This is a genomic window from Streptomyces sp. NPDC048484, from assembly GCF_040651415.1.
Taxonomy (GTDB): Bacteria; Actinomycetota; Actinomycetes; order Streptomycetales; family Streptomycetaceae; genus Streptomyces.
Map to the genome: position 1 here is coordinate 63,486 of NZ_JBEZJY010000008.1, position 13,672 is coordinate 77,157.

General features: G+C 68.7%; 12 protein-coding genes. 3 read left to right on the top strand and 9 right to left on the bottom strand.

Annotated features, from left to right (window positions below; all coding sequences use genetic code 11):
* The gene (locus tag AB0D14_RS10275) at positions 1-195 is read left to right on the top strand and encodes an acyl-CoA carboxylase subunit epsilon (RefSeq protein ID WP_362776723.1); all 195 of its coding nucleotides are present in this window, start codon (positions 1-3) and stop codon (positions 193-195) included.
* Between the two features lie 119 nt (positions 196-314).
* Here the strand turns inward: AB0D14_RS10275 and AB0D14_RS10280 are convergent, their stop codons facing one another.
* A complete protein-coding gene (locus tag AB0D14_RS10280; protein ID WP_362776725.1) occupies positions 315-1,076 on the bottom strand; it encodes an SDR family oxidoreductase in 762 nt (253 codons plus the stop codon).
* Positions 1,077-1,297: 221 nt separating this feature from the next.
* Here AB0D14_RS10280 and AB0D14_RS10285 point away from each other — a divergent pair, with 221 nt between their 5' ends.
* Positions 1,298-1,930, top strand: a complete 633-nt coding sequence (locus AB0D14_RS10285) for a TetR/AcrR family transcriptional regulator (protein ID WP_362776728.1) — start codon at positions 1,298-1,300, stop codon at positions 1,928-1,930.
* A 204-nt stretch (positions 1,931-2,134) separates the two neighbouring features.
* On the opposite strand, the gene AB0D14_RS10290 is transcribed toward AB0D14_RS10285, so the two are convergent.
* The 8 genes from AB0D14_RS10290 to AB0D14_RS10325 all read right to left on the bottom strand — a co-directional run bounded on the left by AB0D14_RS10290 (position 2,135) and on the right by AB0D14_RS10325 (position 12,853).
* Positions 2,135-2,716, bottom strand: coding sequence for an ATP/GTP-binding protein (locus tag AB0D14_RS10290; protein ID WP_006375305.1), 582 nt, complete (start codon positions 2,714-2,716; stop codon positions 2,135-2,137).
* Entirely contained in the window at positions 2,697-3,296 is a 600-nt protein-coding gene (locus tag AB0D14_RS10295) for a DUF742 domain-containing protein (RefSeq protein WP_362776730.1), read from the bottom strand. Before AB0D14_RS10295 ends, AB0D14_RS10290 begins: the two co-directional genes overlap by 20 nt.
* Before the next feature lie 92 nt (positions 3,297-3,388).
* Complete coding sequence (locus AB0D14_RS10300; RefSeq protein WP_037791334.1) at positions 3,389-3,802, bottom strand: roadblock/LC7 domain-containing protein; 414 nt, start codon at positions 3,800-3,802, stop codon at positions 3,389-3,391.
* Positions 3,803-3,812: 10 nt separating this feature from the next.
* Positions 3,813-7,130, bottom strand: coding sequence for a nitrate- and nitrite sensing domain-containing protein (locus AB0D14_RS10305; protein WP_362776733.1), 3,318 nt, complete (start codon positions 7,128-7,130; stop codon positions 3,813-3,815).
* A gap of 413 nt (positions 7,131-7,543) precedes the next feature.
* Positions 7,544-8,119 (bottom strand): ATP/GTP-binding protein, encoded by a 576-nt coding sequence (locus AB0D14_RS10310; protein ID WP_055520027.1) that lies wholly within the window; start codon positions 8,117-8,119, stop codon positions 7,544-7,546.
* Entirely contained in the window at positions 8,100-8,498 is a 399-nt protein-coding gene (locus tag AB0D14_RS10315) for a DUF742 domain-containing protein (protein ID WP_055520025.1), read from the bottom strand. The genes AB0D14_RS10310 and AB0D14_RS10315 overlap by 20 nt, the downstream gene beginning before the upstream one ends.
* A 104-nt stretch (positions 8,499-8,602) precedes the next feature.
* Entirely contained in the window at positions 8,603-9,016 is a 414-nt protein-coding gene (locus AB0D14_RS10320; protein ID WP_055520031.1) for a roadblock/LC7 domain-containing protein, read from the bottom strand.
* Between the two features lie 9 nt (positions 9,017-9,025).
* Entirely contained in the window at positions 9,026-12,853 is a 3,828-nt protein-coding gene (locus AB0D14_RS10325; protein WP_362776736.1) for a nitrate- and nitrite sensing domain-containing protein, read from the bottom strand.
* 600 nt (positions 12,854-13,453) lie between these two features.
* Between AB0D14_RS10325 and AB0D14_RS10330 the strand changes: the two genes are divergently transcribed.
* Positions 13,454-13,651, top strand: a complete 198-nt coding sequence (locus AB0D14_RS10330) for a hypothetical protein (protein ID WP_362776738.1) — start codon at positions 13,454-13,456, stop codon at positions 13,649-13,651.
* Positions 13,652-13,672 lie beyond the last annotated feature (21 nt).

The following is a 13,672-nucleotide window of genomic DNA, read 5'->3' on the forward strand; positions in this document are numbered from 1 at the left end:
ATGGACACTCCTGACATCCGCGTCGAGAAGGGCCACGCCGAGCCCGAGGAAGTCGCCGCTGTGACGGCGATCCTGCTGGCTCGCGCGGCCTCTGCTCCCGCTGAGGCTCCCGCCCACCAGGGCCGTGCGAAGGCCGGCTGGCGCCGCCTGGAGCGCACCCCGGGCTTCCGCGCCCCGCACTCCTGGCAGGGCTGAGCGCCTGCTTCACCAATCGCCGGACGGCCTCCACGAGGAGCCCGTCCGGCGATCGCTGTTTCCGGCGCCGCGCAGGCGGCCGGCGGGGCAGGCCGGGTCATGTGGCTCCGCACGTGGTCTCAGAGGAGGGCTCCTCCGGAAACCTCGATGCGCTCCGCTGTGATCCAGCGCATGCCGTCCGAGGCGAGCGATGCGATGGCTTCACCGATCTCGTCGGGTTTTCCTACGCGTCCGAGGGCGGTCTGCGCGGCAAGGCCTTCCCGGAGTGCGGCGCTGTCCCGCATGGCGCCGCCGTTGAAGTCGGTTGCGGTAGGGCCCGGTGCGATGGAGTTGATCCGGATGCCGCGTGGCCCGAGTTCGACTGCAAGGCTGCGAGAGAAGGCTTCGACTGCCGCCTTGGAGGCCGTGTAGAGCGCGGTGGCTGGGCTCGTGTGGCGGGTCATCGAGGTGGAGACGTTGATGATGCGGCCTCCGTCGGACATGACCTGGGCCAAGGCCTGGATGAGGAAGAACGTGCCACGGAAGTTGGTCCCGACGACAGCGTCGAAATCTTGCACGGTGACATCTTCCAGCGGGCCGAAGAGCCCGATGCCGGCATTGTTGACGAGGATGTCGAGCTGCCTGCTGCCCCAGTGGGTGTGTATCTGCTCGATCATTTCAGTGGTGAAGCCGGTGAACGAGGTGACCTCGCTGATGTCGAGTCGCAGAGCGACAGCGTCCGAGCCTGCGTCGCGGATCATCCGCACGGTCTGGGCGGCTCCGTCTTCGTCACTCCGGTGAGTCACCACGATTTTTGCGCCGATGCGGGCGAGCGCAAGGGCGGTGCTTCGGCCGATTCCTCGGTTCGCCCCGGTGATCAGAGCGATCTTCTGGGTTGTCATGATCTTGTTCCTCTACGCGGAGACGGCACCAGAGGTCTGCCCTGCCTGCCGACGGCGCGGTTCGTGAGCGTGAATCCACGGTCTACGCCTGGGGCCGGTGCAGGTGGGGCTGATGCGGCATTCAGGTGGCGAGTCAAGTGACTCGCCTCGTTCGAGAGACCGTAGGCTGCCCAAGGTTACGAGTCAAGTGACTCGCCTCGTGGTGCTTCATACTGGAGGACATGACTGCAGAGCCCCTCGCTTTCCACCGCCGAGTTGCCCAGGAGAAGCGTGCCGCCATCATCGAGGCAGCCACCCGACTGTTCCTCGAACGCGGATACGATGGCACCTCGCTGGCCCGGGTCGCGGAAACGGCCGACGTCTCCAAGTCGACGCTCTTCAAGCAGTTCCCCACCAAATCGGCTCTCTTCGAGGCCATCGTCACCACGTACTGGGACCTTGGCGAGGGCATGACGGCACAGCCGGCGGCGGGGGATCTGCGCGCGGGACTGGGCGCCATCGGGCGCCAGTACGCGGAACTTCTGGACCGCCCGGGCATGGCGTCGCTTTTCCGGATCGTCATCGCCGAGCTGCCGCGGTTCCCCGAGCTCGGGCGGGTGCAGTTCCGGCTGGGGAAGATGCCGTATTTCGAGTCGGTGCAGCGCTACCTGGAGGCCGAGAGCGCAGCCGGAACGGCGAGCGTGGACGACAGCGAGACGGCCGCCAACCAGTTCCTCGGCATGATCTCCAACTACGTCCTGTGGCCTCGCATGCTCCTGGTGGACTGGAATCCCGGAACTGTCGCGATCCAAGGCGCCGTCGACCAGGCGGTCGTCACCATGCTGGCCAGATACAGCGCCGCAACCAGCAACTGACCGCCCTCGGGATCGGCGCAGCCGCGTTCAATGGTGGTGACCGCGCTTCCGTGATGACTACGACGTTCGACTCCGTGATGAATACGACGCTCGACGTGGAGCGCTGCGTGGAGGCCAGACCCGCGTTCGAGCGGACGCGTACGCAGACGGGGGCGGCAGCCAGTCAATGGCTGCCGCCCCCGTCTGGAGCTTGGGGAGACCCGGCTACCGCAGGCGCGCCATCAGGGCGTGCTCCACCAGCGTGATCAGCGCCGACTTCGCGTCCGCGCGGTGGCGGGCGTCCGTCGTGATGATCGGGGTGTCGGGGCCGATCTGGAGCGCCTCGCGGACCTCGTCCGGGTTGTACGGCTGGCTGCCGTCGAAGCCGTTGAGGGCGATGACGAACGGCAGTCCGCTGTTCTCGAAGTAGTCGACCGCGGGGAAGCAGTCGGCGAGGCGGCGGGTGTCGACCAGGACGATCGCGCCGATCGCGCCGCGCACCAGGTCGTCCCACATGAACCAGAAGCGGTCCTGGCCCGGCGTACCGAAGAGGTACAGGATCAGGTCCTGGTCCAGGGTGATACGGCCGAAGTCCATGGCCACCGTGGTGGTGGTTTTGTCCCCGGTGTGGGTGAGGTCGTCGATGCCCGCCGAAGCGGACGTCATCACGGCCTCGGTACGCAGCGGGTTGATCTCCGAGACGGCCCCGACGAATGTGGTCTTGCCCACGCCGAAGCCGCCCGCCACCACGATCTTCGCGGACGTGGTGGAGCGGGAAGGCCCTCCGCTAGAGCTTGCGAAGTCCACTGAGCACCCTTTCGAGCAAAGTCACGGCTGGCTGGCCGCCGGCGCTCTCGTCGCCGCCCGGCTGATGAATGGCGACCAGGCCCGCTTCCGCCAAGTCGGCGACGAGGATCCTGGCCACACCGAGAGGGATCGTCAGGAGGGCCGAGATTTCGGCCACCGACTTGATCTCCCGGCAGAGGTTGCAGATGCGCTGATGCTCGGGCAGCTGGCCCTGCATCTGATGCGGCTGCGCGGTGGTGTGCACCAGTGCCTCGATGGCGAGCTGGTACCGCGGCCTGGTGCGGCCGCCCGTCATGGCGTAAGGGCGTACCAGCGGATTGCTGGCGCTCCCCGCGGGAGACGGTTCGGGCGAGCGCCGCTGCGGCTGCACGGGCTGGATGCGCGGCGCCGGCGGCTGGTCGTACGGTGAAGGGCCGGGACCCTGAGGAGAGTACGGCTGCTGGCGTCGCGGGCTCGGCGCGGAGGGGAAGTTGTACCGGTTCGGCGAACCGTCGCCGCCCTGTCCCTGGCCCTGTCCCTGGCCTTGTCCCTGGCCGTAGGACCAGTTGCCCGAAGACGAACCGCCTGGGGGTGTCGCCACTTTCTCCTCCTCCGTATGTGCCGGGCCCATCAATATGGAGCCGCGTCCCGAAACCTTACGGCCACGGGACGCCAAAACGTATCGCTTGTCTGCTAGTTGAGAAGGCTCCCCTGGAGCTCCGCACGCAGGTCCGGCGTGAGGACAGTACCGGCACGATCGACCAGAAGGGCCATCTCGTACCCAACGAGACCGATGTCCGCATCCGGATGTGCGAGAACCGCGAGCGAGGACCCGTCAGAAATGGACATGATGAAGAGGAATCCCCGCTCCATCTCCACAACGGTCTGATTCACGCTCCCGCCCTCGAAGATGCGGGAAGCGCCTGCGGTCAGTGAGGTCAGGCCCGAAGCGACGGCCGCCAGCTGGTCGGCACGGTCACGCGGGAACCCTTCGGACATCGCCAGAAGGAGTCCGTCGGCGGAGACCACCACCGTGTGGGACACCCCTGGGGTGTTGTCCACGAAGTTGGTGATCAACCAGTTCAGGTTCTGTGCCGCCTGGCTCATCGGGCTCACACTAACGCTCCTGGTTGTAGGTGCTGTCAGAGCCGAAGCCCTGACCGTTCGTATCGCTGCCTGCATTACGTCCCCGCTCCACACCCCGGCGCAGGTTGCTCAGCCTGCCCCGGACGTCCTCGGGAGCGCGGGAGACCTGAGGGCCGCCCTGTGAGGTCGATTCCGCGGTGCCCTCGACCAGATTGGCCTTGGGCACCCGCCGCGGCAGGCCGGAGGAGGTGACCCCGCCCGCCTTGGGCTCCTTCAGTTGCTCGGCGCGGTGCCACATCTGGTCGTTGTTCGACCGCCAGTCGCCCTTGGCCTTGCCGTTACTGGTACCACCGTTGCTGTCGGCGTTGGCGATGCCGTTGCTGGTGGCGTTGCTGTCGTTGTTCGCGAAGGGCGCCGGTGACTCCGGGCCCACGGACTGCCGGCCGCTCGCGGTGGCTCCGCGGCGGGGGAGCCCGGCGTCGGTGGCTCCGCGGCGCGGAAGCCCGGCGTCGGTCAGCTCGTGGGGGTTGGAGGGGACCGGCCCCGGAGAATCGAAGCCTACGCGGTCCTGCTCGGCAGCGTCAGCGGCCTGCACTGCTTCCGCTTCGGGCGTGTATCCGCCGGAATAGCCGTCCTGGTACGCGTTCTGCTGCGGCCAGTCGTCCTGGTAGGGCTGCTCCCCGAAGGCGGGGAACGCGTCCTGCCCGGGAGTCTGAACCGGCTGCGGCTGCTCCTGGAGAGGCTCCGTATAGGACGGTTCCGGGTACCCGCCGGTCTGCGGGAAGTACGTCTCGTCGTACGACGTCTGCTGCTGGTCCTCGTACGGTGTCTGCCGGGTCTCCAGCTCGTACGCGGGAGCCTCGGTGTACGCGGCCGTTCCGTTGTCGAACGCGGCCTGGCCGTTCTCGTACCCCTGACCGACGTTGTCGTAGGCCTGCTGGGGGTCGAACTCGCCCTGGAAGGACGGGGCCTCACCCTCGGGACCCTGTGCCTGGGCCTCCAGCGCCGCGCGGCGCTCCTCACGCATCAGCGAGCGGCCCACCGGGTCCAGCTCACGTATGTCGTCCGGGGCCTCGGGGTTGTAGCGGCTGTCGTCGAAGCCCAGTTCGGCGGCGGTGCGCATGGCCGGCGGCTGGACGGTCTGGAACTCCTCGCCCTGGAAGGGCTGCTGCTCGTGCTCCGGGATGATCTGCGAGACCGTGAAGTCGTCGCGCTGCGTCTGGTGCTCGCCGCCGCCACCATGGGTGATCGCGTCGGGGAGCATGACGAGCGAGGTCGTGCCGGCCTGCTCGCCCGAGGGGCGCAGCTGGACTCGGATGCCGTGCCGGTCGGACAGCCGGCCGACCACGAAGAGGCCCATGCGCTGCGAGATCGCGGCGTCCACGGTCGGCGGGTTGGCCAGCTTGTGGTTGATGTCCGCGAAGTCCTCGGCGGTGAGGCCGATGCCCTTGTCGTGGATCTCGACCATGATGCGGCCGTCCGGCAGCCGGGTCGCGGTGACGCGGACCTTGGTCTGCGGGGAGGAGAACGTGGTGGCGTTCTCCAGGAGCTCGGCGAGCAGGTGCACGAGGTCGGTCACGGCGCGGCCGTGGATCTCGGCCTCCGGAACGCCGGACATCTCGACGCGCTCGTACTGCTCCACCTCGGAGGAGGCGGCGCGCAGCACGTCGACCAGCGGGACCGGCTGGTCCCAGCGGCGGCCCGGCTCCTCGCCCGCGAGGACCAGGAGGTTCTCGCCGTTGCGGCGCATACGGGTCGCGAGGTGGTCCAGGCGGAAGAGGTTCTCCAGCTGGTCCGGCTCGGCCTCGTTGTTCTCCAGCTCGGTGATCAGGGTCAGCTGGCCCTCGATCAGCGACTGGTTGCGGCGCGACAGGTTGGTGAAGATCGCGTTGATGTTGCCCCGCAGCATGGCCTGTTCGGCGGCAAGCCGTACGGCCTCACGGTGGACCTGGTCGAAGGCGCGGGCGACCTCGCCGATCTCGTCCGTGGTGGTGATCGGGATGGGCTGGACACGGGTGTCCACCCGGCCCGGGTCGGTACGCGAGAGCTGGTCGACCAGCATCGGCAGGCGCTGTTCGGCGACACCGAAGGCCGCGTTGCGCAGCTGGCGCATCGCGCGGCTCATCTGGCGGGCCACCATGCCGGCCAGGATGAAGGCGGCGAGCAGGGCGATGACGACAGCGGCGCCGGTGATGAAGGCGTCACGCTTGGCGTCGGCGGCGATGGTCGAGGCCTCGCTCACGGCCTTGTCCCCGAGGTCCGCCTCGATCGTGCGGTAGGCGTTGTACTTGGCGGTGTTGACCGCCCACCAGTTCTCGGCCGTGACGCCCTTGTCGGCGAGCGCGACCCGGGCACTGGCGTCGGTCGACGAGAGGGTGCCGAGACCGCTGACCATCGCGGTCGGGTCGGACGGCGGCGGGACATAGGTCCGGCCGCGTGCCTCGGCGGCCGCCGCGGCCTCCTTGGCCTGGGCCGCGCCGTTGGCCTGGATCTGCTTCGTGGCCTGTTCGAGCTTGGCGGCGTCGCTCTCGGTGCCACCACCGATGTACTCCTCGATGGCGATGCCCTCAAGGTAGGCGTACGAGGTGAGGGCGACACGCTGCTTGCCCAGGCTGTCGTCGGACGGGCCCGGCTTGATCAGCAGGTGCATGCCGATGGAGCGCTGGAGCGAGAGCGCGGCCTTGGAGAGGGAGATCGCGTAGACCGTACGGCCGTAGCTGGTGATGTTTCCGGTACCCAGACCGAGCTCGTTGGCGAACTCCATCAGCGGGTGCTGGATCTCGACGTAGCCCTCTTCGGTCTGCACGCCGGTGAGCTTCGAGGTGTACGCCGCCTTGCGCAGCGTTTCGAGCTTGGGCTCCTGCTGACGGAAGATACCGAGGCGGCGCTCCAGTCCGGGCTTGGCCGGCATGTCCTCGGCGGCCTCGTTGAAGGCGCCGGCGGCGGCGTCCGTCTCACGGCGGGCCTTGACGACGGTCGGGTCCTTCTCACCGTCGCCCTGCAGCAGGGGAGCGGCCGTGATGTCGCGCTCGGAGTACAGCTTGTCCCCGTAGGTCAGAGCGGCGCGGACCAGGCGCGCGGTGCTCTGCGCGTCCTCGGCCTCCTGCCAGGTGTCGATCGAGCTCTTCACCTGGAAGCCGCCCATGACGAGGCCGACCACCACGGGTATGAGCAGGATCGCGTTCAGCCTGGTCGGTACACGCCAGTTGCGCGGAGAGAAACGGCCGCCGCTGGGTGGGGGTGGGGCCGTCGGCTCCGAGCCGGGCACATGTGCGGGTGCCGCTCCGCGCGGCGGCGGGGTGAAGTTGCCCCGTGCCGACGGCTCGGGACCGTTCTTGCTTCGCCTCACTCGACCAACAACCTCTCGGCTCGGCACCTTCGTCGTGCCGCGTGTGTCTTTCCGGCCCTCACTACTGGGCAGTTCTGCTACTGGGCAGTTCTGGCATTCCAGCACGTCAGGGTGTGCTCGTCCAAACACATGGAACGGAAGATTTCAGGTGACGTAAACCCCAGATAAAACGGTCATAAAGAACGAGCCCCGCCAAAAGGCGGGGCTTTTGTGAGCACAGCGGCATCAGGCGACCGCGACGCGTGGCGGCACCACTCGATATCTCTGTCGAAACGTTATGAACACTGAGGCCGACCGTGTCAAACGACACAGCCGACTCCAATGCGTCTACGACACCTTTCGTATGGTGTTGCCGACCGGAGTGCGAGGTCTGCCACGACACCGTCCCCCCCGGCGCGGTCTCCCCGCGTGCCCTACCGAAGGCGCGCCATCAGCGCGTGCTCGACCAGTGTGATCAGCGCACTCTTGGCGTCCGAACGATGGCGGGCGTCCGTCGTGATGATCGGGGCGTCGGGCCCGATCTGGAGCGCCTCGCGAACCTCTTCGGGAGTGTAGGGCTGGTGGCCGTCGAAGCCGTTGAGGGCGATGACGAACGGCAGTCCGCTGTTCTCGAAGTAGTCGACCGCGGGGAAGCAGTCGGCGAGGCGGCGGGTGTCGACCAGGACGACGGCGCCGATCGCGCCGCGTACCAGGTCGTCCCACATGAACCAGAAGCGGTCCTGACCCGGCGTACCGAAGAGGTACAGGATCAGGTCCTGGTCCAGGGTGATACGGCCGAAGTCCATGGCGACGGTGGTCGTCGTCTTGTCCCCGGTGTGAGTGAGGTCGTCGATGCCCGCCGAAGCGGACGTCATCACGGCCTCGGTGCGCAGCGGGTTGATCTCCGAGACGGCACCCACGAACGTGGTCTTGCCGACGCCGAAACCACCCGCCACGACGATCTTCGCGGAGGTGGTCGCCCGCCCTCCGTCAGAGCTTGCGAAGTCCACTGAGCACCCTTTCGAGCAGTGTCACGGCCGGGGCGCCACCATTGCTTTCGTCGCCACCCGGCTGGTGGATCGCGACGAGTCCGGCCTCCGCGAGGTCCGCGACAAGAATCCGTGCCACGCCCAAGGGCATGGACAGCAGGGCCGACACCTCGGCCACCGACTTCACTTCACGGCAGAGGTGGCAGATCCGCTGGTGCTCGGGGAGCAGTCCCATGAGCGCTGCCGGATCGGCCGTGGTGCTGATCAGTGCCTCTATGGCGAGCTGGTAGCGCGGCCGGGTCCGGCCGCCGGTCATCGCGTACGGACGTACCAGCGGCTGGTCGCCCTCATCCTCGTACGAATGTGCGTACGGATCATGAGAGGCGGTGGGCGGGGTCATGTGGGTCCTCCGGGCGGGACAGCAAGTCGGTCAGTCGTGCCGTCTGACGGGGCCGGTGGGGGGAGGGCGGCCGGACGGTTTTTTCTACATTCGGTAGAACCTTGCTAGTGGAGCAGGCTGCCCTGGAGCTCCGCCCGCAGATCCGGTGTGAGCACAGCGCCCGCACGGTCCACAAGCAGAGCCATCTCGTATCCGACGAGGCCGATGTCGCAGTCCGGGTGGGAGAGGACCGCGAGGGACGACCCATCCGAAATGGACATCAGGAACAGGAAGCCCCGTTCCATCTCGACGACTGTCTGGGCCACCGTGCCGCCCTCGAAGATGCGCGAGGCGCCGGCGGTCAGGGACGTGAGTCCGGAGGCAACGGCCGCGAGCTGGTCGGCGCGGTCGCGCGGGAAGCCCTCGGACATTGCCAGAAGGAGTCCGTCGGCGGATACGACGACGGTGTGGGACACCCCGGGGGTGTTGTCAACGAAGTTGGTGATCAACCAGTTGAGGTTCTGTGCCGCCTGGCTCATCTGGCTCAACTAACGCTCCTGCTGGTGAGTGGGGCTGGGGAAGCTGCCGGTCTGGCCGGTACCGGCCTGGCGGCCCTGCTGAATGCCCCTACGAAGATTGGTCAGCCGGCCGCGTACGTCATCAGGCGCACGCGAGACCTGCGGACCGGTTTGGTGCTGTTGCTGCTGAGCCGTCCCCGCGACGAGGTTCGCGCGGGGGACCCGGCGCGGCAGACCCGAGACGGTCACGCCACCCGCGGAGGGCTGGCGTACCCGCTCGGCCTGACGGCCGAGTTCGTCATTGGGGGTGGACCGCCATGAGGCGGAAGCGCCGGCGGGTGCCGGACGCTGCGGTGCCGCGGGAGCAGCCTGCACGGGTTGTGCGGGCTGTGCGGGCTGCTGCGGTGCCTGCTCGCTCTGGGCGCCGTCGCCGCCCTGAGCCTGGTTGAACCAGTTGGTCTCCAGGGTGTCGTACAGCGGCGTGCGCCCGTCACCGGGGCCCGTCGCCGGCGGCAGCTCCCAGCCGTCGTTCGACCGCACCTCGTCGGGCCGCTGTGCGGCGGCCCGAGTGTCCGGCTCCTGGGGGAGCGCGGGGCGGCGGCGCGACTGCGGGCGCTGCTGCGGACGGCCGCCGTTGGTGTCGGCGGGCCGCTCGAACTGCCCGGTGCCACCACCGCCCTGCCGCTCGCCATGGCCCTGCGCCGGGAACTGACCGGTGTCCTGCGGGGCCTCACGGCCCGGCGCTGGGTACCCACCGTTGGAACCGGAACCGCTGTCGTAGCCGTTCGGGGCGTACTGGGCCGGGTCCTGGCGGTTGTACTGGCCGGGCGCCTGGCCGTTCTGTCCCGCGCCGGAAGGATTCGGCGTGCCGAACACGTCCGGGCGGACGAACTGCCCGCTGCCCTGCTGCGCATCCGCGCCGGGGCGCGGCGCGTCATGGTCGGGCCGCTGGAACCCGGCAGTGGAGGCGGGGCCGCCCTGCCGGTCGTCGATCCGCGGCATCTGCGAGGTGGCTTCGGGATCGTCGTGTCCGCGCGGGGCGTCCTGCGCGGAACGCGGCACCGGCGGCTGGGCGTTGTCGTCGCTCCAGCTCGGTACGCGAGGCTGCGGGCTGCCGCCCGGCAGCTCGGCGCGCGGACCGCCGCGGGGCGGCAGCTGCGGCGACTGCTGCTGGGGACGACGGCCCTGCTCGCCGTTGTTGGCAGGCCGCTGCTGGGGCTGCTGCGGAGACCCGGGGCGGCGGTTGCTGCCCGTGGTGTCCTGGCGTGCGCCACCGAACATGTCCTGTCGGCCGGAGTCGTTGCCGAAGCCGTTGAAGCTCTGTGCGGCGCCTGCGCCCGCGGGAGCCGGCCTGCCCTGCGGGGGCTGCTGAGGCTGCTGCGGGTTGCGTGCTCCACCGGGCGCACCCGGTCCGCCCGGGCGGCCGCCCGCGTCGGGCCTGGGCAGCGCGGCCCGCGGTGCGTTGCCGGCGCCGACCTGTCCACGCTGCGGCGGCGGGTTCAGCCGGCCGCCGTTGCCGCCGCCGGGAGCACCCGTGCCGAGGGCGGGACCGCTTCCGGTACCGCCCCGACGGGCTGCCGCGACACCGGCCGCGGCCTGCGCCGCCGCCGGACCGCCGACGACGGGAGCGCCCTGGCCCTGCTTGTTGCCCGGAACCTGCTTGCCGCCCTGGGCGACATCGACCGGGAGCATGACCAGCGCGGTCGTACCACCGGAGTCGGACGGGCGCAGCTGGATGCGGATGCCGTGTCGCTGCGAAAGGCGGCCGACCACGAACAGACCCATGCGGCGGGAGACGGAAACGTCCACGGTGGGCGGCGAGGCGAGCCGTTCGTTGATCGCCGCGAGGTCCTCGGGCGAGAGGCCGATACCGGTATCGTGGATCTCGATCAGTACGCGGCCGTCGGGCAGCGCGTGACCGGTGACCTTGACCTTGGTCTGCGGGGAGGAGAACGAGGTGGCGTTCTCCAGCAGCTCGGCGAGCAGGTGCACGAGGTCGTTGACCACGCGTCCCGCCACCTCGGTGGTGGGCACGGACGACAGCTCGATGCGCTCGTACTGCTCCACCTCGGAGGCGGCGGCACGGAGCACGTCGACCAGCGGGACCGGGCGGGTCCAGCGGCGGCCGGGCTCTTCACCGGCGAGGACGAGGAGGTTCTCGCCGTTACGGCGCATGCGGGTCGCGAGGTGGTCGAGCTTGAACAGCGAGGACAGCTGGTCCGGGTCGGCCTCGCGGGACTCCAGTTCGGAGATGAGCGAGAGCTGACGCTGGATGAGGCCCTGGGAGCGACGCGAGAGGTTGGTGAACATCGCGTTGACGTTGCCCCGCAGCATGGCCTGCTCGGAGGCGAGGCGGACCGCCTCGCGGTGCACGTCGTCGAAGGCCGCGGCGACCTGGCCGATCTCGTCCTTGGAGTGCACACCGACCGACTCGACGGAGGTGTCGACGTCCTGCGGGTCCGACTCCGACAGCTGCCGGACCAGCTCGGGCAGCCGGTCCTGGGCGACCTTCGTCGCGGTGTCCTGCAGCCGGCGCAGCGAGCGGATCATCGAGCGGGCCACCACGAAGGCGCCGACCAGCGAGACACCGAGCACCAGCAGGATCAGCGCACCGGAGATGATCGCTTCCTGCTCGGAGTCCTTGCGCAGCTCGCGGGCCTTCTGCTCCATCTGGTTGAGGAGCGTGAGCTCGATCTTCGACATTTCCTGGATCTTGGCGGAGTCGGCGTCCACCCAGTCCAGGTACGAGCGCTTGGCCTGCAGCTGCAGACCGTTGTTGCGCTGGAGCACACGCTGCAGATAGCCGTCCGCGTCCTTGATGGTCGGGCTCGGCTCGTCGAGGGGCTTGGTGAGCTGGTCCGAGTCGCCCTCGTAGATGCTGGCGAAGCTGGTGAGCTCGAACCGCTGGTTCTCGAAGGCGGAGAGACCGTACTGCCGGTCGTTCGGGGACAGCTCACCGAACGTCTTGTCCGTGGCCGGCAGGGCCCCGGCGATGATCGCACGCTGCATGGACGCGTATTCCTTGGCGGTGGAGAAGGCCGCCAGGGCGCGCGTGCGTTGGATCATCTCCGGGTTGCTGGTCGCCTCGGCCATGTCCTGGGACAGGCCGAGCAGCTGCTCGATGAGCCGGTGGTAGGACTCGACCGACTGGGAGGCGTTGCCCTCGTCCTGGAAGGCGCCGTTGCGCACCTTGCTGAGGCTGTTCAGCTGGGTGGCGATGGCCACCACGTTGTCCCGGACACCGTCGAGGTTCTCGTTGTTGCCCTGGTCGTCGAGCTCGTGGGTGCCCTCCAGGAAGGCGGCCCGCGCACGGTCCGTCTTGTCACGGAGGCCCTTGATCGTGACGTCGCTGGCCTTCGTGCCGTTGGCGAGCGGTCCGGCCGACTTGTCGCGCTCCTCCTGGAGCATCGTGGCGAGGTCGGTCGCCTGCTTGGTCATGTCGGTCAGCAGCTTCATGTTCTCGAGCTGCTGGATCTCGTCCATGGTGTCGCTGATGCGCAGCGCGCCCAGCGAGGTGGCGGCGACCACGGGCAGGGCGAGCAGTGAGACCAGACGTGTGGAGATGCGCCAGTTGCGCAGAGCTATGCGTGGTCCGGGGCCACTGGGGGCCTTCGCCTTCGCTTTCGGGGGCGCGGAGGGCGTGGCGCCGGGAGCACCGTTCGCCGCGTCAGGACCGTTCTTGCCCTGGGCGCCCTTGGGCGCGCCGGGGCGCGAGGAGCGGTCACCACTCTTGCCGGCCTGCGCCGGTCCCGGGTTCTGGGCGTGCTGGGGCGAGGAGCCGACTGCCCTGGGGCCAGTCCCGCCTTGCGGCTCCGGCTCCGCCGAAGCGCTGCCATCCCTCTTGAAACGTCCCTGCACTAGCGTCGCAACCTCTGGACCAGGCGCCCCTCCGCGTGAACGGCGGGACGGTGTCGGCGTCTTGGGAGCACCTTGAAGGCGTTCCCATGGTGGTCGTGAGTGACCGGCGCAGGTTCCTCTGTCCCACCGCCACTCGGCGCTGCGTTGCGCCCCTGCGCGCCGGTTCGTTCCTGCGGCGGTCCGAGGAATTCCAGCACAGTGGCGGATCTCCAACAAGGCCCATGGGTCATGCTGTGACCACCGTGACACGTTGTGAGGGCGGCGTCACGAGACGTAGAAAGTGATCTCATCCATTTCGGACACAAGGGGACGAGACCTTCTTGGGTAGACGGTGTCCCAGTCGCGATGATCAGGAGCGGAATGATGTCTTCCGTGGCGTAATGCCTGTTTTGCGACCCCGAGTCAAGAGTCTGGATTGACCGATTTGCCTGGCAGCAAGTGAGGAAACTCACACGACGATCACGGCGTCTTCACGGCTTCGACAGGGAAGCGAATGTTTAGCCTGACGCTTTACAGGGATGGCAAATCCGACAACCCGCGCCTACGTGACGGTTTCCGAACCCGTTCGGCGCCTCTATGGAACAGGGCCTGTAACCCCAGATGAAGACGACGATGATGTTCCGCGACATAGCCAACCCGCGCCGCACGACGCTGGCGCACCTGGAGGACGCCGAAGAGCCGCGTACGCCGGAGCAGCCGGAGCAGTGGGAGCACAACGTCGAACTCCCCACGCAGACCGCCAACCCCCGGCGCACGATCCTGATGGACGTCCCGGTCGCGGCGACGACCACCGAGTAAGCCTCCCACGGGCTCCCCGAC